At 72.1% G+C, this 22,445-nt stretch carries 23 protein-coding genes; 10 read left to right on the top strand and 13 right to left on the bottom strand.

Annotated elements, in window-relative coordinates; translation table 11 throughout:
* Positions 1-257: 257 nt before the first annotated feature.
* Positions 258-1,091, top strand: a complete 834-nt coding sequence (locus ATL45_RS34065; RefSeq protein WP_093146841.1) for an NAD(P)H-binding protein — start codon at positions 258-260, stop codon at positions 1,089-1,091.
* A 42-nt stretch (positions 1,092-1,133) separates the two neighbouring features.
* Here ATL45_RS34065 and ATL45_RS34060 read toward each other — a convergent pair whose 3' ends face one another.
* The 3 genes from ATL45_RS34060 to ATL45_RS34050 all read right to left on the bottom strand — a co-directional run bounded on the left by ATL45_RS34060 (position 1,134) and on the right by ATL45_RS34050 (position 3,494).
* A complete protein-coding gene (locus tag ATL45_RS34060) occupies positions 1,134-1,970 on the bottom strand; it encodes an alpha/beta fold hydrolase (protein WP_093146840.1) in 837 nt (278 codons plus the stop codon).
* Positions 1,967-2,545, bottom strand: coding sequence for a TetR/AcrR family transcriptional regulator (locus ATL45_RS34055; RefSeq protein WP_093146839.1), 579 nt, complete (start codon positions 2,543-2,545; stop codon positions 1,967-1,969). Before ATL45_RS34055 ends, ATL45_RS34060 begins: the two co-directional genes overlap by 4 nt.
* Positions 2,546-2,636: 91 nt before the next feature.
* Entirely contained in the window at positions 2,637-3,494 is an 858-nt protein-coding gene (locus ATL45_RS34050) for a LuxR C-terminal-related transcriptional regulator (protein ID WP_246025706.1), read from the bottom strand.
* A 95-nt stretch (positions 3,495-3,589) separates the two neighbouring features.
* Between ATL45_RS34050 and ATL45_RS34045 the strand changes: the two genes are divergently transcribed.
* Positions 3,590-5,242: an AMP-binding protein gene (locus tag ATL45_RS34045; protein WP_093146838.1), complete on the top strand. Its 1,653-nt coding sequence runs from the start codon at positions 3,590-3,592 to the stop codon at positions 5,240-5,242.
* Here the strand turns inward: ATL45_RS34045 and ATL45_RS34040 are convergent, their stop codons facing one another.
* Complete coding sequence (locus ATL45_RS34040; protein WP_093146837.1) at positions 5,243-5,962, bottom strand: hypothetical protein; 720 nt, start codon at positions 5,960-5,962, stop codon at positions 5,243-5,245. It lies immediately after the preceding gene.
* A 34-nt stretch (positions 5,963-5,996) separates the two neighbouring features.
* Positions 5,997-6,935, bottom strand: a complete 939-nt coding sequence (locus ATL45_RS34035) for a DMT family transporter (RefSeq protein ID WP_093146836.1) — start codon at positions 6,933-6,935, stop codon at positions 5,997-5,999.
* Here ATL45_RS34035 and ATL45_RS34030 point away from each other — a divergent pair.
* On the top strand, positions 6,934-8,340 hold the full coding sequence (locus ATL45_RS34030; RefSeq protein ID WP_093146835.1) for an aminotransferase-like domain-containing protein: 1,407 nt from the start codon (positions 6,934-6,936) through the stop codon (positions 8,338-8,340). The genes ATL45_RS34035 and ATL45_RS34030 overlap by 2 nt on opposite strands.
* Before the next feature lie 2 nt (positions 8,341-8,342).
* Here ATL45_RS34030 and ATL45_RS34025 read toward each other — a convergent pair whose 3' ends face one another.
* The 5 genes from ATL45_RS34025 to ATL45_RS34005 all read right to left on the bottom strand — a co-directional run bounded on the left by ATL45_RS34025 (position 8,343) and on the right by ATL45_RS34005 (position 12,649).
* Positions 8,343-8,768 (bottom strand): hypothetical protein, encoded by a 426-nt coding sequence (locus ATL45_RS34025; protein WP_093146834.1) that lies wholly within the window; start codon positions 8,766-8,768, stop codon positions 8,343-8,345.
* A complete protein-coding gene (locus ATL45_RS34020; RefSeq protein WP_093146833.1) occupies positions 8,768-9,043 on the bottom strand; it encodes a hypothetical protein in 276 nt (91 codons plus the stop codon). The genes ATL45_RS34025 and ATL45_RS34020 overlap by 1 nt, the downstream gene beginning before the upstream one ends.
* A complete protein-coding gene (locus ATL45_RS34015) occupies positions 9,040-10,113 on the bottom strand; it encodes a CHAP domain-containing protein (protein WP_093146832.1) in 1,074 nt (357 codons plus the stop codon). The genes ATL45_RS34020 and ATL45_RS34015 overlap by 4 nt, the downstream gene beginning before the upstream one ends.
* A 15-nt stretch (positions 10,114-10,128) precedes the next feature.
* A complete protein-coding gene (locus ATL45_RS34010; RefSeq protein ID WP_093146831.1) occupies positions 10,129-10,875 on the bottom strand; it encodes a transglycosylase SLT domain-containing protein in 747 nt (248 codons plus the stop codon).
* A 163-nt stretch (positions 10,876-11,038) separates the two neighbouring features.
* Positions 11,039-12,649: a PucR family transcriptional regulator gene (locus tag ATL45_RS34005; RefSeq protein WP_246025704.1), complete on the bottom strand. Its 1,611-nt coding sequence runs from the start codon at positions 12,647-12,649 to the stop codon at positions 11,039-11,041.
* 120 nt (positions 12,650-12,769) lie between these two features.
* On the opposite strand from ATL45_RS34005, the gene ATL45_RS34000 reads away from it, so the two are divergent.
* The 6 genes from ATL45_RS34000 (at position 12,770) to ATL45_RS33980 (ending at position 18,382) form a co-directional block, all read left to right on the top strand.
* The gene (locus tag ATL45_RS34000; protein WP_093146830.1) at positions 12,770-14,071 is read left to right on the top strand and encodes an aspartate aminotransferase family protein; all 1,302 of its coding nucleotides are present in this window, start codon (positions 12,770-12,772) and stop codon (positions 14,069-14,071) included.
* On the top strand, positions 14,068-15,561 hold the full coding sequence (locus ATL45_RS33995; protein ID WP_093146829.1) for a CoA-acylating methylmalonate-semialdehyde dehydrogenase: 1,494 nt from the start codon (positions 14,068-14,070) through the stop codon (positions 15,559-15,561). Before ATL45_RS34000 ends, ATL45_RS33995 begins: the two co-directional genes overlap by 4 nt.
* A gap of 94 nt (positions 15,562-15,655) precedes the next feature.
* Positions 15,656-16,183, top strand: coding sequence for a GNAT family N-acetyltransferase (locus ATL45_RS33990; RefSeq protein ID WP_093146828.1), 528 nt, complete (start codon positions 15,656-15,658; stop codon positions 16,181-16,183).
* A gap of 79 nt (positions 16,184-16,262) precedes the next feature.
* Positions 16,263-16,448: a hypothetical protein gene (locus ATL45_RS38590; protein WP_143121548.1), complete on the top strand. Its 186-nt coding sequence runs from the start codon at positions 16,263-16,265 to the stop codon at positions 16,446-16,448.
* Between the two features lie 160 nt (positions 16,449-16,608).
* The gene (locus ATL45_RS33985; RefSeq protein ID WP_093146827.1) at positions 16,609-16,818 is read left to right on the top strand and encodes a hypothetical protein; all 210 of its coding nucleotides are present in this window, start codon (positions 16,609-16,611) and stop codon (positions 16,816-16,818) included.
* Positions 16,819-16,915: 97 nt separating this feature from the next.
* Positions 16,916-18,382, top strand: coding sequence for a PrsW family intramembrane metalloprotease (locus ATL45_RS33980; RefSeq protein WP_093146826.1), 1,467 nt, complete (start codon positions 16,916-16,918; stop codon positions 18,380-18,382).
* A 3-nt stretch (positions 18,383-18,385) separates the two neighbouring features.
* On the opposite strand, the gene ATL45_RS33975 is transcribed toward ATL45_RS33980, so the two are convergent.
* Positions 18,386-19,888: an ArnT family glycosyltransferase gene (locus tag ATL45_RS33975; protein ID WP_177241893.1), complete on the bottom strand. Its 1,503-nt coding sequence runs from the start codon at positions 19,886-19,888 to the stop codon at positions 18,386-18,388.
* A gap of 147 nt (positions 19,889-20,035) precedes the next feature.
* Positions 20,036-20,617, bottom strand: coding sequence for a CGNR zinc finger domain-containing protein (locus ATL45_RS33970; protein WP_093146825.1), 582 nt, complete (start codon positions 20,615-20,617; stop codon positions 20,036-20,038).
* A gap of 176 nt (positions 20,618-20,793) precedes the next feature.
* Here ATL45_RS33970 and ATL45_RS33965 point away from each other — a divergent pair, with 176 nt between their 5' ends.
* Positions 20,794-21,282 (top strand): hypothetical protein, encoded by a 489-nt coding sequence (locus ATL45_RS33965; protein WP_211841362.1) that lies wholly within the window; start codon positions 20,794-20,796, stop codon positions 21,280-21,282.
* On the opposite strand, the gene ATL45_RS33960 is transcribed toward ATL45_RS33965, so the two are convergent.
* Positions 21,279-22,379 (bottom strand): carboxylate-amine ligase, encoded by a 1,101-nt coding sequence (locus ATL45_RS33960; protein ID WP_093146824.1) that lies wholly within the window; start codon positions 22,377-22,379, stop codon positions 21,279-21,281. The genes ATL45_RS33965 and ATL45_RS33960 overlap by 4 nt on opposite strands.
* Between the last annotated feature and the right edge of the window lie 66 nt (positions 22,380-22,445).

Here is a 22,445-nt window from a genome sequence, read left to right as displayed (position 1 = left end):
CCGCCCACCCGTTCCCCGAATGCCGGGTGCAGCCCCCGACGCTCCACCCGGCGTGCACGCTCGCTGTCTTCGCAGGTCAACGCTGTGCTGTTAAGAGACTGCGGGTTGCGGCTCCGTTGTGCAAGGGGGTGACCGGCGATTTCGGGCGTATCGAGCGCCACATTTTTCGTCGCGGAGGGTTTCTTCGCAACTACGTTCGGCAGTCACCTCCGGTGGCGGACGTCAGGTGTCCTCGACCGCTCCTAGCGTCCGGTGGCATGGCAGATGAGAACCGAACGTTCCTCGTGACCGGCGCTACCGGCAACGTCGGCCGCCCGCTCGTCGAGCAGCTGCTCGCGGCCGGTCACCGGGTCCGGGCGCTCAGCCGCGACCCGGCTTCGGCGAACCTCCCGGCCGGCGCCGAGGTGGTCGCCGGGAACCTGACGGACGTGGCGAGCCTGGCAGAGGTGTTCACCGGGGTCGCCGCCGTGCACCTGATCTCCTTCGGCGACGACGAGGCCGAGTTGTCCACCGGGCCGGAGATCGTGTCGCTGGCGCAGCAGGCCGGAGTCGGCAAGGTGACCGTGCTGCGCGGCAACGTGCGCAAGACCCGCCTGGACGAGGCGGTGGAAGCCAGCGGTCTGGAGTGGACGCACCTGCTTCCGGTGGAGTTCATGTCGAACGCCTTGTGGTGGGCTGATTCGGTGCGCACCGGCGGAGTGGTCCGCGAGCCGTACCCGGAGGCGGCCAGCGCGCTGATCCACCCGGCCGACATCGCCGCTGTGGCGATGGCCGCGCTGACCACGAGCGGGCACGCGGGGCGGGAGTACTGGTTGACCGGGCCGGAAGCGCTGACCGTGCCGGAGAAGGTCCAGGTGCTGGGTGAAGCGCTCGGGCGCGAGCTCCGCTACGTGGAGCTGTCGGAAGCCGAGGCCGTCGAGCAGTGGCGGGCGGCCGGGTTCACCGCGGAGGACATCGACTTCTTCCAGGAGTTGCACCGGAATCCTCCGATCGACGGCCGGACCGTGCTGCCCACCGTGCAGGAGGTCACCGGGAACCCGGCCCGGACGTTCGCGAGCTGGGCCCGGGAGCACGCCGACGCCTTCCGCTGACCGTCGCGGTGGACGGTCGGAAGCCGGCCGTCCACCGCGACGTCACCGCGCCACCTGCGCTTCGAGCGTTCGGTGCAGGGCGGCGGCGAATTCCGCCGGGCGCTCGGTCGCGCCGACGTGGCCTCCCGGGAACTCCGCGAATCCGGCGCCGGTGCGCTGCGCGATGTGCTCGGCCGGTCTGCGCAGCAGCTGGCCCGCCGAATCGCGGCCCGCGGCCAGGACCAGGCGATCCGCCCTTGAGCTCAGGGCGTCCAGGTCGGGGACGTGGGCGGTGAACTGGGCCAGGATGTGCTCCAGGAAGACCGGCAGGTTCGCCACCATGCGGTCCATCGCCTCGGTGTGCTGCGGTTCGGCGGGTTCCGGGGCGTTGTCGCCGCCGGAGGTTCCGGCCGCCAGCACGCCCATGGCCGCAGCCACACCATCGCGCAGGTAGGTCTCGCGCACCTCGCGGAACAGCGCCCGGTGCTGGGGTGCGTCGGGGAGCAGTTCGACCGACGGCGGTTCGTGGGCGATCACCAGTCGCGGTGGATCCGGGAAGCGGGCCAGCAGGTCCAGGGCGACGATCGCCCCCGAGCTGGTGCCGAGCACCGCGGTGGGTTCGCCGGGGCGGGCGACCAGGTCGAGGATCCGGCGGGCATCGGCGCTGTGCACCTCGACGCGCTGGCCGCTCGGCGCGGAATCCTCGTGACTGCGGGAGAAGCACCGCGGGTCGTAGCTGACCACTGTGTACCGGTCGGCGAGTTCGGCGGCCATCTCGTCGAAGATGCCGGCATCGCCCGAACCGCCCGGGATCAGCAGCAGCACCGGTCCGGTGCCGCGGGTCTCGTAGTGCAGCGTCGCGCCCGGCACGTCGGCGGTGCCGGTCCTGATGTCATTCATGCGTCGTCCGTTCCGGGCCAGTTCTCCAGGGCGATGTGGAGGGCGTGGACGGCTCGTTCCCATGACGCCCGCACCTCGCGGGGATGTCCGAAGCCGCCGCTGGCTTCGATGTGGGCGTAGCCGTGGAAGGTGCTGCGCAGCAAGCGGACCGCGTCGGTGATGTCCGGTTCGGCCAGGCCGTATCCGCGCAGCAGCGAGTACGGCAGCTCCATGCAGCGCCGGTGCCCGCTGGATCCGGCGATGATCTCGGGATCCAGCTGGAACTGGGTCGCCGCGTAGCGACCGGGGTGCTCCAGCGCGTAGGACCGGTAGGCGTCGGCGAACGCCATGAGCGCCTCCCGACCGGCCCGCCCGGCGATCGCCGAGCCGATCCGGTCGGACAGCTCGCCCGCGGCCAGCACCGCGACCCGCGCTCGCAGCTCCGCCAGATTCCGCACGTGCGAGTACAGGCTCGCGTCCTTGACGCCGAAGTGCCGTGCCAGTGCCGAAACCGTGACACCGGTGAAGCCCGCGGTGTCGGCCATGTCGGCCGCCGCCTCGGTGATCCGTTCCGCGGTCAGCCCCGCGCGTGCCATCCGCCCTCCACTACCTAGACCTTCTAGGTTCGAGCCTAGGCTAATTAGGTAAGGCGGGCGCGCGCGACCCCTTTTCCGCGGAACGGGCAGTTCAGGGGAGCAGGCCTTGGCGACGGGCGGCCACCACGGCTTCGTGGCGGTTGTGGACGTCCAGCTTGTGCATGGCGCTGCGGAGGTAGGCCTTGACCGTCTCCGGCCGCAGCGACAGGCGGTTGCCCGTCTCGGCGTTCGTGCAGCCCAGGGCGACCTGGGAGAGCACGTCGAGCTCGCGCGGGGTCAGGCTCGCCGTCCGGGTCTCCTCGGCTGGCGAGCCGATGCCCGCCAGCTTGTCGCAGGCGTGGTGCAGGCGGTCGCGCAGGGCCGGGTCGTCGAGTCCCTGCGCGATGGCGCGGAACTCCGCGTGCAGCTCCCGCACCTCCTCCAGCGCCACCTGCTCGCGAGGGCCGGTGCTCTCGGCCGCGCGCAGGAGCCGCAGTCGGCGGTCGACTTCGTCGCGCACCGCGAGTTCGTCGGCCAGACGCCGGGTCGCGCCCACCACGACGTCGATCGCCTGGTCGCCCAGCCGCGCCGCCCCGCGCGCCGCGCCATAGAGCACGCCGCGCACCGCGCCGCCGACCAGCACGGGTGCGGCGACCACCGAGCTGATCCCCTCGGCGAGCACCGGCGCGTCGTAGTCGTGGCTGATCGTCAACGAGCTCGCGTAGTCGCTCACCGCGGCGGGCCGGCCGCGCGTCAGCACCCGGCCGCCGAGACCCGCCGCGGCCCGGACCTGGAGGCCCTTCAGCATGTTCGTGCGCACGCCGGCCAGTTCTGACAGGCGCAGCGCACCGTCAGCGGCCTGCCCGCCGAAGGACACGGGCATGCCGGCTCCCCGCCGCACCGCGCGGACGGCCTGGCGGAAGGCGTCGCCGTCGTCCGGGCGCAAGAGCGCGTCACCGCCGGTTCGCACATGCACCCCTTTCCGGGGGTATCCGGGATTGCTGTGTGGCGCGGAGCATAGCTCCCGGCAGCGCCGGGGCAAAGGAGCCGCGAAAGGGGCCGATTGTGAGCACAGAGCTGAGCACGACGACGGACACCGCACCGGAGGCCCGCGTGGCCGAACTGCTCGCGCGGTTCGGCGCCCCGGACGCCTGCGCGGCGGACCTGCTGTGCGACCGGCATCCGGCCGATGCGGTCGCGTTCACCGTCGTCGAAGCGGATCTGTCCAGTCAGGACATCACCTACGGCAGGCTGCGGCGCGACTCGGCGCGGTTCGCCGCCGCGCTGGCCGACCTGGGCGTGGCACCCGGCGACGCGGTCGCCGTGCTGATGGGCAAGTCCGCCGACCTGGTGGTGGCGCTGCTGGGGATCTGGCGCCGCGGTGCGGTGCACGTGCCGCTGTTCACCGCGTTCGCACCGCCGGCCATCGCGCTGCGGTTGCGCGCCAGCGGCGCGAAGGTCGTGGTGGTGGACGCCGACCAGCGCGCGAAGCTCGCGCCGGGCGAGGACATCCCGGCCGACGCGCCCTGGCGGACCATCGTCGCCGGTGACGCCTCGGACGAGCAGTCGCTGGCCGCGCTGCTCGACCGCTACACCGGTGACGAGCCGGGCGGCCGGGCCGTGGCGCTGGGCGGCGACGGGCTGCTGGTGCAGCTGTTCACCTCGGGCACCACCGGCACCCCGAAGGGCGTTCCGGTGCCGATCCGCGCGCTGGCCTCCTTCCAGGCCTACCTGGAGTTCGGGCTGGACGTCCGGGCCGACGACGTGTTCTGGAACGCCGCCGACCCGGGCTGGGCCTACGGCCTGTACTACGCGATCCTCGGCCCGCTCGCCGCCGGCCGCCGCAGCATCCTGCTGCACGCCGGGTTCTCCGCCGCGTTGACCTGGCAGCTCATGCGCCGGTTCGGGGTCACCAACTTCGCCGCCGCACCGACGGTCTACCGCAGCCTGCGCACCGACTCCTCGGCCGATCCCGCCGGGATCCGGCTCCGCCGCGCCTCCTCGGCGGGGGAGCCGCTGACGCCGGAGGTGGTGTCCTGGTCCGAGCGCGAGCTGGGCGTGACCGTGCGCGACCACTACGGGCAGACCGAGCACGGCATGATGATCGTCAACGCCTGGGCCGACGGGATCCGCGACGAGATCAAGCCGGGTTCGATGGGCGCGGCGCTGCCCGGCTGGTCCGCCGAGGTGCTCGACGACGACCGCGACGAACCGGCGCCCGCGGGCACCGCCGGGCGGATCGCGATCGAGGCCGCGACCAGCCCGCTGATGTGGTTCACCGGTTACACCGACGCGCCCGAGAAGACCGCCGAGCGGTTCACCGCCGACGGCCGCTGGTACGTCACCGGTGACGCTGGTTCCCGCGACGCCGATGGATCGTTCTTCTTCTCCTCGCGCGATGACGACGTGATCATCATGGCCGGTTACCGGATCGGGCCGTTCGACGTGGAGAGCGTGCTGGTCCAGCACGAGGCGGTCGCCGAAGCGGCGGTGATCGGGGTTCCCGACGAGCTGCGCGGCGAGGTGCTGGAGGCGTTCGTCGTGCTGCGGCCGTCGGTGACCGGCGACGACGCGCTGGTCACCGAGCTGCAGCAGCTGGTCAAGCGCAAGTTCGCCGCGCACGCCTACCCGCGGTCGGTGCACTTCGTCGAGCAGCTGCCGAAGACGCCGAGCGGCAAGATCCAGCGCTTCGTGCTCCGCGGGCAGCGGCGCGGCTGATCACCGGAGGGGCTCGCCGGTGATCTCGGTGCAGGTGAGCCCGTCGCCGGTGGCGGGCGTGCCGGTCAGCGCCCGCGCCGCGAGCTGGTCGACCTCCGAGCAGCGGACCGGGTGGCCGTCGACCAGCAGCGGAGCGCGCTGCGCTCCTGCTGCGGTGTAGGCCAGCACGTGCTGCGGCTGGCTGCCGTCGGCGAGCTGGATCCGCTCGGGGCCGTGCAGGCGGACCAGTCGGTAGCGCACGCCGCGGCCCTCGCAGCGGTCGAGCACCTGTCGCTGTTCGGGCGTGGCGAACCACAGCGCGTGGTCCTCCACGACACCGGGCGCGGCAGTCAGGACGGCTGGGCGTTGCCCGTCGTGGATCCGCAGTCCGGCGGCCCAGACGGCGGAAAGGCCGGTGCATCGGGCGCTGAGCGCCACCACCGGACCGGCGAGCCCGAGTTCGGCGCGCAGCCAGGTGATCTTGGCCGGGCAGGCGTTCGACCCGTAGGCCAGCACGCGCTGCCGCCCGCGCATCGGCTCCGCGCCGTGCTCGGCGAGCCAGTCGTCCAGGCAGCCTCCGCCGTCGACGCGCCAGCCGGAGGAGGTGGAGGAGTCCGGGCTCAGCACCCGGCCGACGCCGTCGAGGTGGACGAACGAGCAGTCGGGGCGAGCACCGGGGTAGGGGTGTGCGGGGTAGTCGGCATCGGTGAACGGGGAGCGGACGGCAGTTCGTTCAGGCATCGCCTCCGAGCATTCCGCCCGGGTGATCACCGCGCTACGGTTGTTGCCGGGTTCGCCCCAGACGGGTGCGCACGGCGGTGGCGGCGCAGGCGATCACGGCGATGCCGCCCAGCAGCGTGGGCCAGGTGAGCTGTTCGCCCAGCAGCAGCGCCGCCCAGCAGATCGTCATCACCGGCTGGGCGAGCTGCACCTGGCTGACCTGCGCCATCGGGCCGATCGCCAGCCCGCGGTACCAGGCGAAGAAGCCCAGGTACATGCTCACCACGGCCAGGTAGGCGAACGCGGCCCACTCCACCGCGGTGCCGCTCGGCGGTTGCTGGGCGACCGAGATGCCGGTGAGCGCGATCATCAGCGGGGCGGCGAGCACGAGCGCCCAGGACACGGTCTGCCAGGCACCGAGCTCGCGGGCGAGCAGACCGCCTTCCGCGTAGCCGATGGCCGCCGCCACGACAGCGCCGAACAGGAGCAGATCGGACCAGTGCAGCCCGCTGAGCCCGCCGCCCTGCAGCGCGGCGAACACCACGGCGGCGATCGCGCCCACTGCCGCCATGACCCAGAACGACTTCGGGGGACGTTCGTGCCCGCGGAGCACGGCCGCCACCGCGGTCGCGGCGGGCAGGACGGCGATCACCACGGCGCCGTGGCTGGCCGGTGCGGTGGTGAGGGCGAAGGACGTCAGCACCGGGAAGCCCACGACGACACCACCGGCGACGACGGCCACGCGGGCCCACTGGACGCCGCGCGGCAGTCGCTGTCCGGTGATCGCCAGTGCCGCCGCCGCGAGCAGCGCGGCGATGACGGCGCGGGCGGAGCCGATGAACAGCGGTGACATCCCGCCGCCGGCGACCGCGACGCGGGTGAACGGCACGGTGAAGGAGAACGCGCCCACGCCGACCAGGCCCCACCCGAGACCGGCTCGGGAAGGCGATAGCGCTGGCGCGCCCGGAACAGTAGCGCTACTCTGATATCTCATGTCGAACGATAGCAGCTCGCGCATCGTCGCGGGACTCCGCGAGTGGATCGCGACCGCCCCACCGGGAGCGAAGCTGCCGTCGACGCGCGCTCTCGTGGTGCAGTACGCAGCGAGCCCCGTGACGGTGCAGAAAGCGCTGCGAACGCTGACTTCGCAAGGAATGGTGGAAAGCCGTCCTGGTGTCGGCACCTTCGTGCGGGCTGTCCGCGTCGCCCGCCCGAACGACTACGGCTGGCAGACCGCAGCCCTCGGAGCGCCTCAGCACCGCATGCGGGAGCTGTCCACCGCGCTGCGCACGGCACCCAACGACGCGATAGCACTGCACGCGGGCTACCCGGACCGGGACCTGCTCCCGGAGCGCCTGGTGCGCGCCGCCTTCACCCGCGCCGCCCGTGGCGAGGCAGCGGTATCCCGGCCCCCGGCGGCGGGACTGCCGGAGCTGCAGGCGTGGTTCGCCACCGAGCTCGGCACGGCGGCACCGATCGGCGTCACACCACCGGTCGCGAGCGACGCGGTGATCCTCCCGGGGATCCAGAGCGGGCTCAGCACCGCCTTCCGCGCTTTGGTCGGGGCCGGGCGGCCGCTGCTGGTGGAGTCGCCCACCTACTGGGGCGCGATCCTCGCTGCCGCACAAGCAGGTGTGCAGCTGGTCCCGGTGCCCAGCGGCATCCGCGGACCGGACCCGACGGAGCTGGACCGCGCTTTCGAGCGCACCGGAGCGCGCGCCTGCTACGTCCAGCCGAACTTCGCCAACCCGACCGGCGCGCAGTGGTCGCCCGCTCTCGCCGACCAGGTGCTGGACGTGGTGCGCAGCCACGGGGCGTTCCTGATCGAGGACGACTCGGCGCACGACTTCGGCATCGACACCGACCCGGTGCCCATCGCCGCGCGCGACGACAGCGGGCACGTCGTCTACCTGCGCTCGCTGACCAAGAGCGTGTCCCCGTCGGTGCGCATAGCCGGGATCATCGCCCGCGGCCCCGCGCGCGAGCGGATCCTCCTCGACGCCCACGCCGAGTCGATGTACATCAGCGGAGTGCTGCAGGCCGTGGCCCTCGACGTGGTCACCCAGCCCGCCTGGCGCACGCACCTGCGCAACCTCCACCACCAGCTGGCCGCCCGCCGGGACCTGCTCGTCGCGGCGCTGCGGGAGCACGTGCCCGCCGCGCACCTGGAAGCCGTGCCGCAGGGCGGGCTCAACCTCTGGGTGCGGCTGCCGGACGCCACCGATCTGCTGCGGCTGGCCCGGGACTGCGAAGCGGCCGGGGTCATCGTCGCCCCGGGCGACGGGTGGTTCCCCGCCGAGCCCACCGGCCCCTACCTCCGGATCAACTACGCGGGCCCGAACCCCGGGGCGTTCCCCGACGGCGCGCGCGTCATCGGCGAGGCGCTAGCGCGGCAGTAGCCTCACCAGTCCCGGCGCTCCATGGTGGTCCCGGAGACCTCGGAGTCCTCCCACTCCGGTTCCGGGCGGGCCGCCGGCTCGGGTTCGTCGGGCTCCTCCTCGACGCTGTTGAGGTACTCCACCATCGCCGCGGCCACATCGGCCCCGCACCCGGCCTGGATCGCCACCACGCCCTGCTGCAGCGAGTCCATGCCCGCTTCACCGGTGAGCCGGGTGATCTCGGCCGCCAGCCGCTCCGGGCCGAGCGCGAGCGCCTGGTCGTCGATCTCCAGGCCGACCAGCATCCCCTGCAGGTCCACCTCCAGGGCGATGCCCGAATCCCGCGCGCTGCCGCGGATCGCGTCCAGCCCGGCGGAGAGCTCGGTGTGCGGCGTGATCGTCTCGGCGATCTCGATCAGCTCGTCGATGGTGCGCTCGTCCTCGATCATCAGCGCCTCCCCGCCTCGGAGTTCTCGTCGCCGGAAGCCAGCCCCAGCGCGGCGAAGTCCAAATCGGACAACCCGTCCGCCTGCTCCCGGATCGCCGCTTCGGCCTCCCGGTTGGCGCGTCCGGCCGCTTCCCGCACCAGCGCCAGGATCGTGCTCGCCAGCTTCGCGCCGCCCTGCTGGAGCGCCACGGGTTCCAGCTGCACGTTCCTGAGCGCGCCGCCGGGGGCCACCGCGACCGAGACACCGTCCCGCTGCGCACGTCCGATGATGCTCACTTCGGGTGCACTCCTCCGTAGAACTTGCCGGCGTCGTCGGGCAGCGTGTACGTGATCCGCTTGACCTGATCGCTGGCGTTGCCCTCGATCGTGGTGATCTTGTTGCCGTCGACCTTCTCGATGATGCCGATGTGCGTGCTGGCGCCCTGGCTCGGGCCGCTGCCGAACAGCAGCGCGTCGCCGGGACGGGCCTTCTCCGCCAGGTCGCCGCGGTCGTAGGCGGTGCCCTGCTCCTGGCCCCACTTGTAGACGTCGCCGGTGAACCCGTACTTCGGGATGTCCACGCCCGCTTCCCGCCACATCGAGGTGGCGAAGTAGGAGCACCACGGCTGCCCGGTCGGCCCCCACTTGTTCTGGTTGTTGGGGCCTTCCTTGAAGCCCAGGTGCTTGCGGGCGTTGTCCAGGATCTCCTCGGTCCTGCCGGAGTTCTTGCCGGAGTCCTTGCCCTCGTCCTTCGGCTTCTCCTCCTTGCCCGGACCGCCTTGCTGGCCGGAGCTCTCCTTCTCCGGGTCGGCCACGCCGTCGGAGTCGAGGTCCTTGAGCAGCGCCTGGAGCTTCTTGGCCGCTTCGGTCATCTCGTCGCGGGCGTCCTTGAGCTCACCGCCGGACTGCTTGATGTAGCCGCCGGCGAGGTCGGCGATCTGGGCCACCGCCTTCATCAGCCCGGCGGGTGCGGCGAGCCCGGCCGCGGCGAGCCCGGCCTGCACCAGCTGCCCGGCCTTGCCGACGAAGTCGGCCACGAGATCGCCGACGTTGCTGTGCCTGCCTTCGAGCGCCTTGGTGACCTCGGCGACGATCTGCGCGCCCTTGGCGCTGGCCTCCGCGGTCACCGCCAGGTCGTCGCCGAACTTCGCCGACCGCTTCTCGAAGCCCGCGGTCGCCTCGCTCTTCCAGTCGGCGAGCAGGGAACCGGAGGCCTTCTCGTGCGCTTCGCGCTGGTCCCGGATGGCGCCGGCCGCCGCTTCGAGAGCGGCTTGGGCGCGCTGGACCTCGCCGGCCTTGCCCTCGAGCTTGCCCTGGTGGGTCATCAGCTCGCTGGCGAACCGCGTTGCGACTCCGTGTGGGTCCACTTGAGATTCTCCCGATCAACCCATGATGCGCTTGAGCTCGGCGGCGGAACGTTCGTCGATCTCCTGGTAGGTCTTGGCCGCGTCGGTGGCCCCCTCGCCGAGCTTGCGCGCGTTGGAACCCGTCGTCCGGACCTGCTTCTCCAGGCCCTTGCTGAAATTGCCCAGCGCGTCGGAGAACCCGGTCTCCGCGCCGACCTTGCCGAAGCTGTCCTTGGCGATGCCCGTCACCGAGTTCACGGTCCGCTTGCCGATGCCTTCGAGGGCGTCGGCGATGCTCTCGGCCCGCTCGGCGTACTTGCGCAGCGCTTCGGGATTGGCGGAGAAGCCGCCGCCCGAGCCCTGCCCGCCGGTTCCGCCGCCCTGCCCGCCGCCGGAACCGCCCCCGGAGCCCTGCCCGGCCTTCTTGGCGGCCTTCTCGGCCTCGTCCAGGTGCTTCTTGTACGCACCGTTGGTGTAGGTCGACCACGGGCCGAAGTTCTTGCCGTCACCGGCGATCTCGTAGGCGGCCTTGGCGTTCTCGGCGGGGTCGAACAGGTCCTTGTTCGAGTCGAGGCCGAACTCCTTGCGCCGGGCGGGCCCCATGTCCCCGAGCATGTTGATCTGCCACAGCCCGTAGGAGTCGTCCGGCGGGGTGTCGTTGTGCGACTTGGTGTTCCCGCTCGACTCGGCCATGGCCACGGCCACCGCGGTGGTCAGGTTCTCGCCGCGGAAGCCCGCGTCGTAGGCGTGCTGCGCGATCTGCTCAGCGGTCAGCTTGCTCACCGGTCGAGTATTGCGCGAAAGGTGGTGTCATAGCGGCATTTTCAGCGACATTGGGCCATTCGGACGATCATCGCCCGATGAGAGTGGGCCATTCGGCCCGGATCGCTGCTGCGATCGTGTTGCATTTCTCGGCCGTTCGGCCGCATCTGGCGGAGCGAGGCGATCACGGGCGGTGCATGTCCCACGCCAGCAGCGCCACGTGCAGGGACATCAGCGATTCCGGGCTGTCGAGGGAAACGCCGAGCAGTTGCTCGACGCGCGCCAGCTGCCCGTAGTACGCCGTCCGGGACACGTGCGCCGAGGATGCGGCAACGGACTTGTTGCCGCCGTGGCGGCACAAGGCGCGCAACGCTTCGAGCAGCCGCGCGTTGTCGAGGATCGGGCCCAGCTCACGCTCGGCGAAGGCCGTCAGCCGTTCATCGCCGCGCAGCAGGTGCAGCAGCCCGCGCAGCCGCACGTCGTCGAGCCGGTGGAACTCGCGCGTGCCGTCGTCGACGTGCAACGCCGCCTCCGCGACCTGAGCGGCTTCGGTGAGCGTCCGGCGCGCCCCGGAGATCGATCCCACCGCGGTCCCGACGGCCACCACCAGCGGCAGCGCGGCAGACCGGCGGATATCGGCCGCGAGCCGGTGCAGCGCGGCGTCCACGTCGGCGCCCGGCAGCGCGACCACCGCGCGCACGGTGAGATCGTCGACCACCCCGACCAGCACCGGCAGCTTGGCCTTGCGCGCGGCGAGCGCGGTCGCCTCGGCCAGATCGCGCAGCGCCTGCTGGGTCTCCAGCGCGGGCGCCGGAGTGGTGGTGGTGTGCGGGCGCACCGCGATGCCCACCAGCGGGCCGTCCAGCGGCACTCCGACTCCGGCTGCGCGAGCGGCCAGATCGGCTGTCTCGACGCTGCCCGCGAGCAGTTCGGTGATCAGCGTGCGGTGCGTCTGCCGCTCCAGGCTCTCCCGGTCGCGCGTGACCAGCCGGTTCACCGCCAGCGCCGAGGCCGCACGCTCGGCCACCACGACGTGCCGGTGCGCGGGCTCGGGTCCGAGCACCACCAGCCGGCCCCAGTCATCGCCGCGCGCCCCGACCACGGTGGTCAGCCACTCCCGGTCCGCGTCGTAGGCGGTGCGCCCGGACTGCACCACCGACCGGGACCGCTCCGACCAGTCGGACAGCACCGCCACCGGATCCTGCCCGGCCGCGTCGTAGGCCAGCACCTGGTGCGCCATCGTCTCCAGCACGACCGGCCGCTGGAGGATGCGCGAGGCCTCGCGCAGCACGGACGCCGGTTCGGCGCCCGAGGTGGTCAGGGCGGTGAAGGTCTCGTGGATGGCGTGCGTGGCGCGCAGTTCGGCCAGCTGCGCGTCCCGGATGCGCGCCACCACGGCCTCGGTGACGCTGACGAACCTGGTCTCCTCCGACAACGTCACCAGCGGCAGGTCGTGCCGGTGCGCCGCGTCCACGAGCGCGTCCGGCACCCGGTCGCGCCAGCGCCGCACGAGCTCCACGACCAGCCCGCACGCCCCGGCCGCGGCGAGCTCGTCGACGTAGCGGACCAGCTCGGCGGGCTCGTCGGACAGCGCGATGCCCGTGGTCAGGACCAGCTCGCCGCCGCTGAGCAGGGCGCCGATCTCGGCGATCTCGGCCACGTGCACCCACCGCACCCGGCGGTCCAGCCCCGACGCCCCGGCGATCACCCGCGGCTTGCCGCGCCGCAGCACCGGCAGGTCCAGGACCTCGGACACGGTCGGCAGCGCCAGCACGTCCTGCGACATCAGCTCCATCGCACCTCCTCGGCGCACACACCGTACGGCCACGGGGGTCAGATCTGTACAGCATGTCCGTAGGTGAGCGCGCGGCCGGCGGGCGAGACTGGGCGCATCGGCACGATGGAACGGGGAGCTATGTCGCAATCCTTGTCGGCCCGCCACCGCGCGGCCCTGCCCAGCTGGCTGTCGCTCTACTACGAGGAACCCATCGAGATCGTCAGCGGCCGGGGGCGGCACGTCACCGACGCGGCGGGCAACACCTACCTGGACTTCTTCGCCGGGATCCTGACCAACGCGATCGGCTACGGCATCGCCGAGATCAGCGACGCGATCCGCCGCCAGGTCGACACCGGCATCCTGCACACCTCCACGCTGTACCTGATCCGGCAGCAGGTGGAGCTGGCCGAGCGGATCGGCGAGCTGTCCGGGATCGCGAACCCCAAGGTGTTCTTCACCAATTCCGGCACCGAGGCCAACGAGACCGCGCTGATGCTGGCCACCCAGCGGCGGCGCAGCAACCAGGTGCTCGCGCTGCGCAACTCCTACCACGGGCGGGCCTTCGGCACCCTCGGCGTCACCGGCAACCGCGGCTGGTCGGCCAGCGCGCTGTCGCCGGTCAAGGTCAGCTACGTGCACGGCGGCTACCGCTACCGCAGCCCGTTCCGCGACCTGTCCGACGCCGACTACATCGCCGCCTGCGTGGACGACCTCCGCGAGGTGATCGAGACGACCACCGCCGGTGACGTGGCGTGCATGATCGCCGAGCCGATCCAGGGCGTCGGCGGCTTCGCCACCCCGCCCGACGGGCTCTTCGGCGCGTTCGCCGAGGTGCTCGACGAGTACGGCATCCTGCTGATCTCCGACGAGGTGCAGACCGGCTGGGGCCGCACCGGCGAGCACTTCTGGGGCATCCAAGCGCACGGCGTCACCCCGGCCGCGATGACCTTCGCCAAGGGCCTGGGCAACGGGCTGGCCATCGGCGGTGTGGTGGCCGAGGCCGGGCTGATGGACTGCCTGACCGCGAACTCGATCTCCACCTTCGGCGGCAACCCGATCTCCACCGGCGGTGCCGCGGCGGCGCTGGAGTACCTGCTGGACAACGACCTGCAGGGCAACGCCGCCAAGCTCGGCGGCCGGCTGCTGGACGGGCTGCGCGCGCACGCCGAGCGCTGCGCGCTGATCGGCGACGTGCGCGGCAAGGGCCTGATGATCGGCATCGAGCTGGTCGAGCCCGGCACCCGCACGCCCGCCGCCGCGGCCGCCGCCCGGGTGATGGAGCTGACCAAGCAGCGCGGGCTGCTGGTGGGCAAGGGCGGCCTGCACGGCAACGTCCTGCGCCTGGCGCCGCCGATGACGCTGACCGACGATGAAGCCGCGCAGGCACTGCAGATCCTCACCGAAACCATCGCACTGGCCGAGCAGGAGCTCCACCGATGACAGAACTGATCAGGCACTGGATCGCCGGCGGGTTCGACGACGCGGTCCCGCAGCGCACCGGCGAGGTCTTCGACCCGGCCACCGGCGCGGTGGCCAAGCGGGTCGCGTTCGCCGCTGAGTCCGATGTGGACTCCGCGGTGGCGGCGGCCGCCGAGGCGCTCAAGAGCTGGCGGCGCACTTCGCTGGCGAAGCGGTCGAACGTGCTGTTCGCCTTCCGGGAGCTGCTCAACCGGCACAAGGCCGAGCTGGCCGAGATCATCACCGCCGAGCACGGCAAGGTGCTCTCCGACGCCGCGGGCGAGGTCCAGCGCGGCCTGGAGAACGTCGAGTACGCCTGCGGCATCCCCAACCTGCTCCGGGGCGGCTTCTCGGAGAACGCCTCGACCAGCGTCGACGTGCACTCGGTGCGCCAGCCGGTCGGCGTCGTCGGGGTGATCTCGCCGTTCAACTTCCCGGCCATGGTCCCGCTGTGGTTCGTGCCGAACGCGATCGCCTGCGGCAACACCGTGGTGCTCAAGCCGAGCGAGAAGGACCCGTCGGCGGCCAACTTCATCGCCGGGCTCTGGAAGGAAGCGGGGCTGCCCGACGGCGTGCTCAACGTCGTGCACGGCGACAAGGTCGCCGTCGACGCCCTGCTGGCGCACCCGGTGGTCAAGGCGGTGTCGTTCGTCGGCTCCACCCCCGTGGCGCGCTACGTCTACGAGACCGGCACCGGCCGCGGCAAGCGGGTGCAGGCCCTCGGCGGCGCCAAGAACCACATGGTGGTGCTGCCCGACGCCGATCTGGACCTGGCGGCCGACGCCGCGGTCTCGGCCGGGTTCGGCTCGGCGGGGGAGCGGTGCATGGCGATCTCCGCGGTCGTCGCCGTCGACCCGGTCGGCGACGAGCTGGTCGCCAAGATCGCCGAGCGGATGGCCAAGCTCAACGTCGGCGACGGCCGCCGCGGCTGCGACATGGGACCGCTGGTCACCGCCGCGCACCGGGACCGGGTGTCGTCCTACGTGGAGGCGGGCATCGCGGCGGGCGCGGAACTGGTGGTGGACGGCCGGGGCGTGCAGGTCGACGGCGGCGAGGGCGGCTTCTGGCTCGGGCCCACGCTGTTCGACCACGTCGGCACCGGCATGTCCATCTACACCGACGAGATCTTCGGGCCGGTGCTCTCGGTGCTGCGGGTGCCCGGCTACGACGCGGCGATCGAGGTGCTCAACGCCAACCCGTACGGCAACGGCACCGCGATCTTCACCGAGAGCGGCGGTGCGGCCCGGCAGTACTGCGAGGAGGTCGAGGTCGGCATGGTCGGGGTGAACGTCCCGATCCCGGTGCCGGTGTCGTACTACTCCTTCGGCGGCTGGAAGGACTCGCTGTTCGGCGACGCGCACGCCTACGGACCGGACGGCATCCAGTTCTACACCCGCACCAAGGTGGTCACCACGCGCTGGCCGGATCCCTCCCACGGCGGCGTCGACCTCGGATTCCCGCAGAGCACCTGACCGCCCGGGCCCGGGGAGCTCTCCGCGGAGGGCTCCCCGGGCCCGCTGCGCGGGCCGGCGGGAATCGTCGGGCCGCTGACTAGGCTCGCCAGGCATGGGAGACGTGGCGCTGAGACCGGTCCGCGAGGACGACCTGGCGGCCCTGGAGTGGTTGATCAACGAGCCGGAGACCACCGCACCGCACAACTGGTGGGGCTGGCGCAAACCGGACCGGATGACCAGGCGCTGGGAGGAGTCCGGCCTGCTCGGCGAGGAGCAGGGCGTGCTGCTGGTGGACGTCGGGGCGGAGCTGATCGGCTTCGTCTCCTGGCACCGCGTCGAGACGGGACCGTCGTCGCACTGCTTCGAGATCGGCGTCAACCTGCAGCCGGACGCGCGCGGGCACGGCCACGGCACCGAGGCGCAGCGCTTGCTGGTCCGGTACCTGTTCGCGCACACCCAGGTCAACCGGCTCGAGGCGGGCACCGAGCTGGACAACGTCGCCGAACAGCGAGCCCTGGAGAAGGCCGGTTTCACCGGGGAAGGCGTCCTGCGCGGCTACACCTTCCGCAACGGCCGCTGGCGCGACTGCGCGCGCTACAGCATCCTCCGCGACGAAGTGGACCTCACCGACCTGGCGTGATCCGCCCCGCTGGTCCGGGACCGGCGGCGGTCGATAGCATGTCCGCGACATGCCCGGTTCGCGAGTTCGGGAGGCGGACGTGACCGCTGAGCCCGAACCGGGCGGTATCTGCCGGGGTTGCCGGGGCCGTGGGCAGGTCCGGGTGCCGCGCGGGTACTTCTCGGCGGAGACCGGGGAGGCCTACACCGTCATGGGCTGGACGCGCTGCCGGCACTGCCGGGCGAAGCCGGGCCGCCAGCAGCACCCGTGGCCGCCGCAGACGTGAGCGATCGGGTCAAGGCCTCGTGCCAGGAGTCCTGCCTGACCGCACCTCAGGGGACCGTGACGCAATCCAGCCACAAGAAACCACGAAACGTCCAGATCTCTCCCGGACACAACCACCACTGAGGAACGCGGAGAGGCGGGACCGAGAGGCGGGACAGCGCATGACCGAAGAGGGGCAGCCGCCGGTGTTCGACCGCGGTCCGAACGCGATCTGCTTCACCTGCGGCGGGTTCAAGAAGATCAGCGATCCCCGCCTGTACATGATCCAGGCGACCGACGACCTGACGACCGGCATGACGCTGGCGGAGTGGCGCGGCTGCCCGCAGTGCGGCGGCGAGGGCATCCTGACCGGCATCCGGCCGCCCGTCTGAGCGGTTCTCGCGCAGGACGAGGCGTCCCGGGTGATCCGGCCGACGAATCGGGCCGACCGGAGGATGCGACCGGAGTCGATCTCATACGCTCTCCCGCATGCCCGTGCTCAAGCCTCAGTCGGTCCTGGACGGCCACAGCTCGAACCGGACACCGGTGCCGCTGATCGTCGGGCTGGTGGTCTCCGGCGTCTGCCTGCTGCTGGCGGTGGGCTTCTACCTGCTGACGGGCGGGCCGGTGAACGTCGGGGTCGGCACGCTGCTGGCGCTGCCCACGGCGATCGTGCTCGTCGCGCTGATCCTGCTCGTCGACCGGCTGGAACCCGAGCCGCGGGTCAACCTGGTGCTGTCCTTCGGCTGGGGCGCCGGGGTCGCCATCATCGGCGCGCTGATCGTGAACTCGGTGACCGGCGCGCTGCTGCTCCCGTCGGTGGGCCAGGTGGCGGCCGACGGGATCACCGCCTCGGTGGTGGCGCCGGTGGTCGAGGAGAGCTTCAAGGGCGCGCTGCTGCTGTACCTGCTGCTGGTGCGGCGGCACGAGATCGACGGGCCCACCGACGGGATCGTCTACGCCAGCATGTGCGGGCTGGGCTTCGCGATGGTGGAGAACGTCCTCTACTACATGCGTGGCATCGACGACGGCTCGCTGGCGTTCATGGTGCTGCTGCGCGGCGTGATCTCTCCGCTCGGCCACCCGCTCTACACCTCGATCATCGGTCTCGGCGTGGCCTACGCCGCGACGCACAGCGGCCCGGGCCGGGTGTTCGCCGTGATCGGCGGCTGGATCGGCGGGGTCCTGCTGCACGCACTGTGGAACGGCAGCCTGACGCTGCTGGGCTTCCAGGGCATGGTGATCGCGTACGGGGTCGAGCTGCTGGTGCTGATCGTCCTGGTGGTCGTGCTGATCAAGGACCGCAGGCGGCTGGTGCGGCTGATCGGCAGGTACCTGCCCGCCTACATCCCGAGCGGGCTGGTGCAGCCCAACGACGTGCAGATGCTGAGCAGCATGTCCGGGCGCAGGCAGGCGCGGCACTGGGCGCGCGCTCAGGCGGGCAACACGGGAGTGCGCGCGATGGGCGACTACCAGCTGGCGGCGACCGAGCTGGCGCTGCTGCACTCGCACGCGGAGAAGAGCACCATCGCGCCGCACCAGTTCTTCGCGCGGCGGGAGGCCATCCTGGCGTTGATGCGGATGGCCCGCGACGCGTTCTTCCGGCGGATGCCGCAGCCACCGCCGCCGCCGTGGGCGCACGAACAGCCGTCCGGCTTCTTCAAGATCCCGGCGGAGTTGAAGGAAATGCCGACGCACAAGCTGCGCGCGCAGATCTCGCCCGTCGGGCCGCGTCCACCGCAGGCACAGGTCACGCAGCGCCTGCAGCCGCCCGCCGGTCAGCGCCCGCCTGCCGCCATGCCGCCCCGGCAGCAGCCGCCCGCCGGACCGCCGCAGCAGCCGCCCGCCGGGCAGCCTCCGCAGCAGCCGCCGCTCGGCCACCGTCCGCCGGGACGTCCGCCGCAGCCCCCGGGCCCGCAAGGCCCTCGCCCGGGCGGTCCCTGGCCACCGCGCTGAGCGTCAGAAGGTGCGCAGCCGCGGCCAGAGCTCGGACCAGGGCTGGACGGGATCCTGGTAGAGGGTGATCTCGTTGCCGCGGGCCATGTTCACCAGGTCCGAGCGCACCGTCCCGAGCTGGCGGGACCGTCCGAAGTGGGCGGCCAGCGACCGCTCGCCGACGTAGATCACGACGTCGGCCTCCGCGGGCGGGGCGCCGAAGAACCAGTAGCCCCGGTGCGGGCTGTAGACGCCGGGCAGTCCTGACGCCCGGCCGCGCACATCGAGCGCGCCCGCCAGGTAGTAGTTCTCCGCGACGATCACCGCCCGGCGCTGCTGCTCGGGCGGCAGCGATTCGTAGGCGCGGTCGACGGCGCTGGTCAGCTCCGGCCAGCCGGTCTCGTAGAGCCGCGGGAAGCTGGGGATCTCGGGGTGGCGGGCCAGCAGGTCCAGCGGGTAGACCGGCAGCATCGCCAGCGGCAGCACCGCGGAGACCGCGCACACCGGCCACAGGATCTTGCCGCTGCGGTGCTGCAGTCCGGCGGCGGCCGCGGCGAACAGGACGCCGTACAGCCCGGCCAGGTAGTTCGGGCGCCCGCCGGTGGCGACGAAGAACACCAGCACGACCAGGACCGTCCAGCCCAGGAACCGGTACGGCCGCAGGGCGGGGGAGCGCAGCAGCCCCACCAGGCCGTAGCAGCAGAGCACCGCCCCGAGCACGACACCGGCGTAGAACAGCGCGACGGGCAGGAGCAGGACGCGGTCGTTCTCGGCGTTGACGGCGGCGCCCATCTCCAGCGCCGGCCAGCCGTTGGCCGCCTGCCACCACAGCGTGGGAACCGCGGTCACCGCGGGGATCGCGACCGCCACCCACAACGCCGGACGGGCCAGCACCGCTCGCGGGCCGGAGAGGGCGATGCCCAGCAGCAGCGCCGCGCACAGCACCACCACCTGGAACTTGGTCTGCACGGCGAGCGCGGCGATGAGCCCGATCCCGATGAGCAGGCGGTCCCGCCGAACGCCGTGGCCGTGCAGCCGCACCCACCGCACCAGCAGCCAGAGCATCGCCGTCCACTGCAGCGGTTCCATCGTCGAGGCGGTGAGCCAGTGGCCGTTGACCAGCAACCACGGCGAGAGCGGGTAGGCCACCGCGGCGAGCACCTGGGCCTTGCGGTTGCCGCCGAACTCGCGCGCGATCAGCGCGGTGACCACCATCCCGAGCGCGGTGACCAGCGCCGCGGGCAGCCGGAACGCCACCAGCGACCCGGGGAACGCGGTGTCCAGGAAGGCGGCCAGCATCGGGACCAGCGGCTGCTGGTCCATGTAGCCCCAGGCCGGGTGGAACTTCCCGGCGGCCAGGAAGTAGAGCTCGTCGGTGACGAGGTCGTAGCGCGGCGCCAACGCCATCAGCAGCGCGGTCACCAGCGCGGCGAGTACCAGCACCGGCGCACGGGCGAAGGGCGGGACGGGCCGGGGGAGCCGGTCGGTGATCTCATCGCCGAAACCGGTGGTGCTGCTCCTATACATCGGTTCCCCCCGTCCTGCCTGTCCGGGCAGCCTACTTCCCGAACGGCGGTGTCACAGGCGGTCGAGGACCTTTCGCGCCGCCGGGCCGCGCCGTCATCGAAGTGCAGCTCAGCGCCCGGCCAGCGGCTTCCACAGTGGACGCACTGGTCAGGCGGAGGTCTTGTGCCGCTGGTAGTAGCGGGCGACGCGAACCCGGTTGCCGCAGATCGCCGGGGAGCACCAGCGGCGCCGCGGGTTCGTCGCGACGAAGAGCATCACGCAGTTGCGCTCCTCGCACTCGCGGAGCGCTTCGATGAGCGGGTCGGTGAGCAGCTCGGCGGCGGCTTCGGCCAGGTCGGCGGCCACCCGCACGCCCAGCTTCCCCGGCCGCTCGACGGTGCTGACCACCGAACCGCCGCGCCAGCTGAGCTTGCGGATTCCCGGTGCGGCCCGCTGCGCCTCGTTGAGCCCGCGCAGCGCGTCGGCCGGCGGGCGCTTGCCGAGCCGGACGTGGGCGAGGGTTCGCGCGGTGTGCTCGCGCACTTCGTGCACGGCGGCCAGATCGGTTTCGTCGAGCGAGGACTGCTCCGCCCGGGTGGGCATCGTCAGCCGGTCGGCCTGGCGCGTCAGCCACTCCCACAGCTCGGCGGGCGTGCCCATCATGTCGACCTGGTCGCCCGCGATGATCGCCCTGGTGTTGACCAGGTCGACGGCGATTGGCTCGCCGATCAGCGGCACCCGCGGTTTCATGCTGCCGATGGTAGTGGAGTTCTTGACGCTGCCGAACCCAGCTGATCTAATGCTTGACAAGCGTTCTGTGCATTAGAACGCCACTGGGGTTCAAGGGGGGAGCGGGCCGCGATCGCACTGCGATCGCGGCCCTCCTGCGTTCCGGGGCGCCGAATCCGGTGCCTAGGCTGGGCAGCGTGGGGAACAGCATCAGCTCGGGCGACCGGGACATCTACATGTCCAACGGCGGCACCGAGGTGTTCGCCGAAGTCATGGCGCTCGCGGTGGCGGCGACGGCGGAGCGCCGGTGGGACTTCAGGTTCGCCGCGGCGATCGCGAAGCTGGACCAGAACGTGATGGGGCGGGGTGCGGTCGGCTTCGGGCTGGAGGACGTCGACTGGGGCGACACCGCGGAGGAGCAGGAGGCGAACCGGCGGTTCGTGCTGCGCACGGTCAACCTCGCTCTGTCCCGGCACCGCTGGGACGAACTCGGTTACGACCCTCCGTTCGCGGCGGGCTTTTTGCGCGACTTCCGCGAGATGGTGCTGGAGTTCGACATGACGACCCCGGCCCGGTTCCCGGGCGACTTCCCCGATTACCCGGAGGTGCTGCCGGCCTCGTGCGTCGAGCACCGCGTTCTCAGCCCGCTGGAGTGGTACCGCGCGTGCGTCTTCTGCGGGGGTTAGTCCGGTAGTGCCGTGCGGGTCTGCTCGGCGAGCAGGGCGAGGACGTCGGCCATGTCGTGGCGGCGTTCGTGCGCTCGCCGCTGGCGCTGAGCGCCGCTGCCGTGGCGGAACAGGCGGCTGAGGATGTCGTCGACGCGCGCGCTGTCGCCACTGGCCTCCAGCGCCGGTTGCGCCGTCTTGCACAGCTTTTCCACCAGGAAGCGGGCGGGGACCAGCTCACCGTCCGCGTCGAGGCCGTCGCCCTCCAGTCCGTCGTGCGCTGCCCGCCAGAGCGCGAGCCGCAGCCGCTGATCGGGGAGTTCGGCCGGTGGGCGGCCCTCGGCGACGTCCTGCAGCGCGATCGTCGCCAGCGCCCGGATCAGCAGTGCCAGCAGCAGCGACTCCTCGGCGGTGCCGGTCGCGTCGGCGATCCGGAACTCCAAAGTGGACAGATGTTCGGCCGGGCGGACCAGCCAGTAGACCATCGCCCGGTCCAGTGCCGCTCCGCTGTTCAGCAGCAGCTGCACCGATTGCCGGTAGGAGCTGGTGTTCCGGTGCAGCGGCGGTGGCCCGGCGGAGGGCAACCGCGACCACATCACGCTCCGCCAGCTGGCGTGCCCGGTGTCGCGGCCGCCGCAGAACGGCGAGTTCGCGGTCAGCGCCAGCAGCGCGGGCAGGTGCGGCCGCAGGTGATCGGACACCGCCAGGGCCGAGGCCAGGTCGGGCATCCCGACGTGCACGTGGCAGCCCGCTGCGGTGTGCGAGTCGAGCAGCTGGCCGAACCGTTCCCGGATGGTGCGGTACCGGGATTTGTCCGTCAGCGGCAGCGGATCGGGCAGGCCGAGCGGGGCGAAGCCGGTGGACACCAGCAGCGAACCGCGCCGGTCAGCCGCTTCGGCCAGCTCCTGGCGCGCCGCGGTGAGCGCGCGGTGCGCCTCGTCGGCGGTTCGGCAGACGGGGGTGTTGGACTCCAGCTGGAACTCGGCCAGCTCGGCGGTGAAGGCGTGGCCGACCTGGCGCAGGATCTCCGGCGCGTGCGGGGCGGGATGCCCCGTTCCCGGGTGCAGCAGCAGGAATTCCTCCTCGACGCCGAATGTCGGCGGTCGGCCGCGACGCATCGGACCTCCTCTGGCGGGGCTGGCCCGATCACGCCAGCCGCAGCCAGTTTCCGGCTCCCGGGCGGG

It is taken from the genome of Saccharopolyspora antimicrobica, from assembly GCF_003635025.1.
GTDB lineage: Bacteria > Actinomycetota > Actinomycetes > Mycobacteriales > Pseudonocardiaceae > Saccharopolyspora > Saccharopolyspora antimicrobica.
This window is presented reverse-complemented; position numbering and strand designations above follow the sequence as displayed.

Excerpts from the sequence above, each read along its gene's own strand:
- ATL45_RS34005 (WP_246025704.1), bottom strand. The coding sequence starts at position 12,649 with ATGGAGCTGATGTCGCAGGACGTGCTGGCGCTGCCGACCGTGTCCGAG.
- ATL45_RS33995 (WP_093146829.1), top strand. The coding sequence starts at position 14,068 with ATGACAGAACTGATCAGGCACTGGATCGCCGGCGGGTTCGACGACGCG.
- ATL45_RS33975 (WP_177241893.1), bottom strand. The coding sequence starts at position 19,888 with ATGTATAGGAGCAGCACCACCGGTTTCGGCGATGAGATCACCGACCGG.
- ATL45_RS34035 (WP_093146836.1), bottom strand. The coding sequence starts at position 6,935 with ATGAGATATCAGAGTAGCGCTACTGTTCCGGGCGCGCCAGCGCTATCG.
- ATL45_RS33960 (WP_093146824.1), bottom strand. The coding sequence starts at position 22,379 with ATGCGTCGCGGCCGACCGCCGACATTCGGCGTCGAGGAGGAATTCCTG.
- ATL45_RS34060 (WP_093146840.1), bottom strand. The coding sequence starts at position 1,970 with ATGAATGACATCAGGACCGGCACCGCCGACGTGCCGGGCGCGACGCTG.
- ATL45_RS34025 (WP_093146834.1), bottom strand. The coding sequence starts at position 8,768 with ATGATCGAGGACGAGCGCACCATCGACGAGCTGATCGAGATCGCCGAG.
- ATL45_RS33980 (WP_093146826.1), top strand. The coding sequence starts at position 16,916 with ATGCCCGTGCTCAAGCCTCAGTCGGTCCTGGACGGCCACAGCTCGAAC.
- ATL45_RS34000 (WP_093146830.1), top strand. The coding sequence starts at position 12,770 with ATGTCGCAATCCTTGTCGGCCCGCCACCGCGCGGCCCTGCCCAGCTGG.
- ATL45_RS34040 (WP_093146837.1), bottom strand. The coding sequence starts at position 5,962 with ATGCCTGAACGAACTGCCGTCCGCTCCCCGTTCACCGATGCCGACTAC.
- ATL45_RS33990 (WP_093146828.1), top strand. The coding sequence starts at position 15,656 with ATGGGAGACGTGGCGCTGAGACCGGTCCGCGAGGACGACCTGGCGGCC.
- ATL45_RS33970 (WP_093146825.1), bottom strand. The coding sequence starts at position 20,617 with ATGAAACCGCGGGTGCCGCTGATCGGCGAGCCAATCGCCGTCGACCTG.
- ATL45_RS34065 (WP_093146841.1), top strand. The coding sequence starts at position 258 with ATGGCAGATGAGAACCGAACGTTCCTCGTGACCGGCGCTACCGGCAAC.
- ATL45_RS33985 (WP_093146827.1), top strand. The coding sequence starts at position 16,609 with ATGACCGAAGAGGGGCAGCCGCCGGTGTTCGACCGCGGTCCGAACGCG.
- ATL45_RS34055 (WP_093146839.1), bottom strand. The coding sequence starts at position 2,545 with ATGGCACGCGCGGGGCTGACCGCGGAACGGATCACCGAGGCGGCGGCC.
- ATL45_RS34030 (WP_093146835.1), top strand. The coding sequence starts at position 6,934 with ATGTCGAACGATAGCAGCTCGCGCATCGTCGCGGGACTCCGCGAGTGG.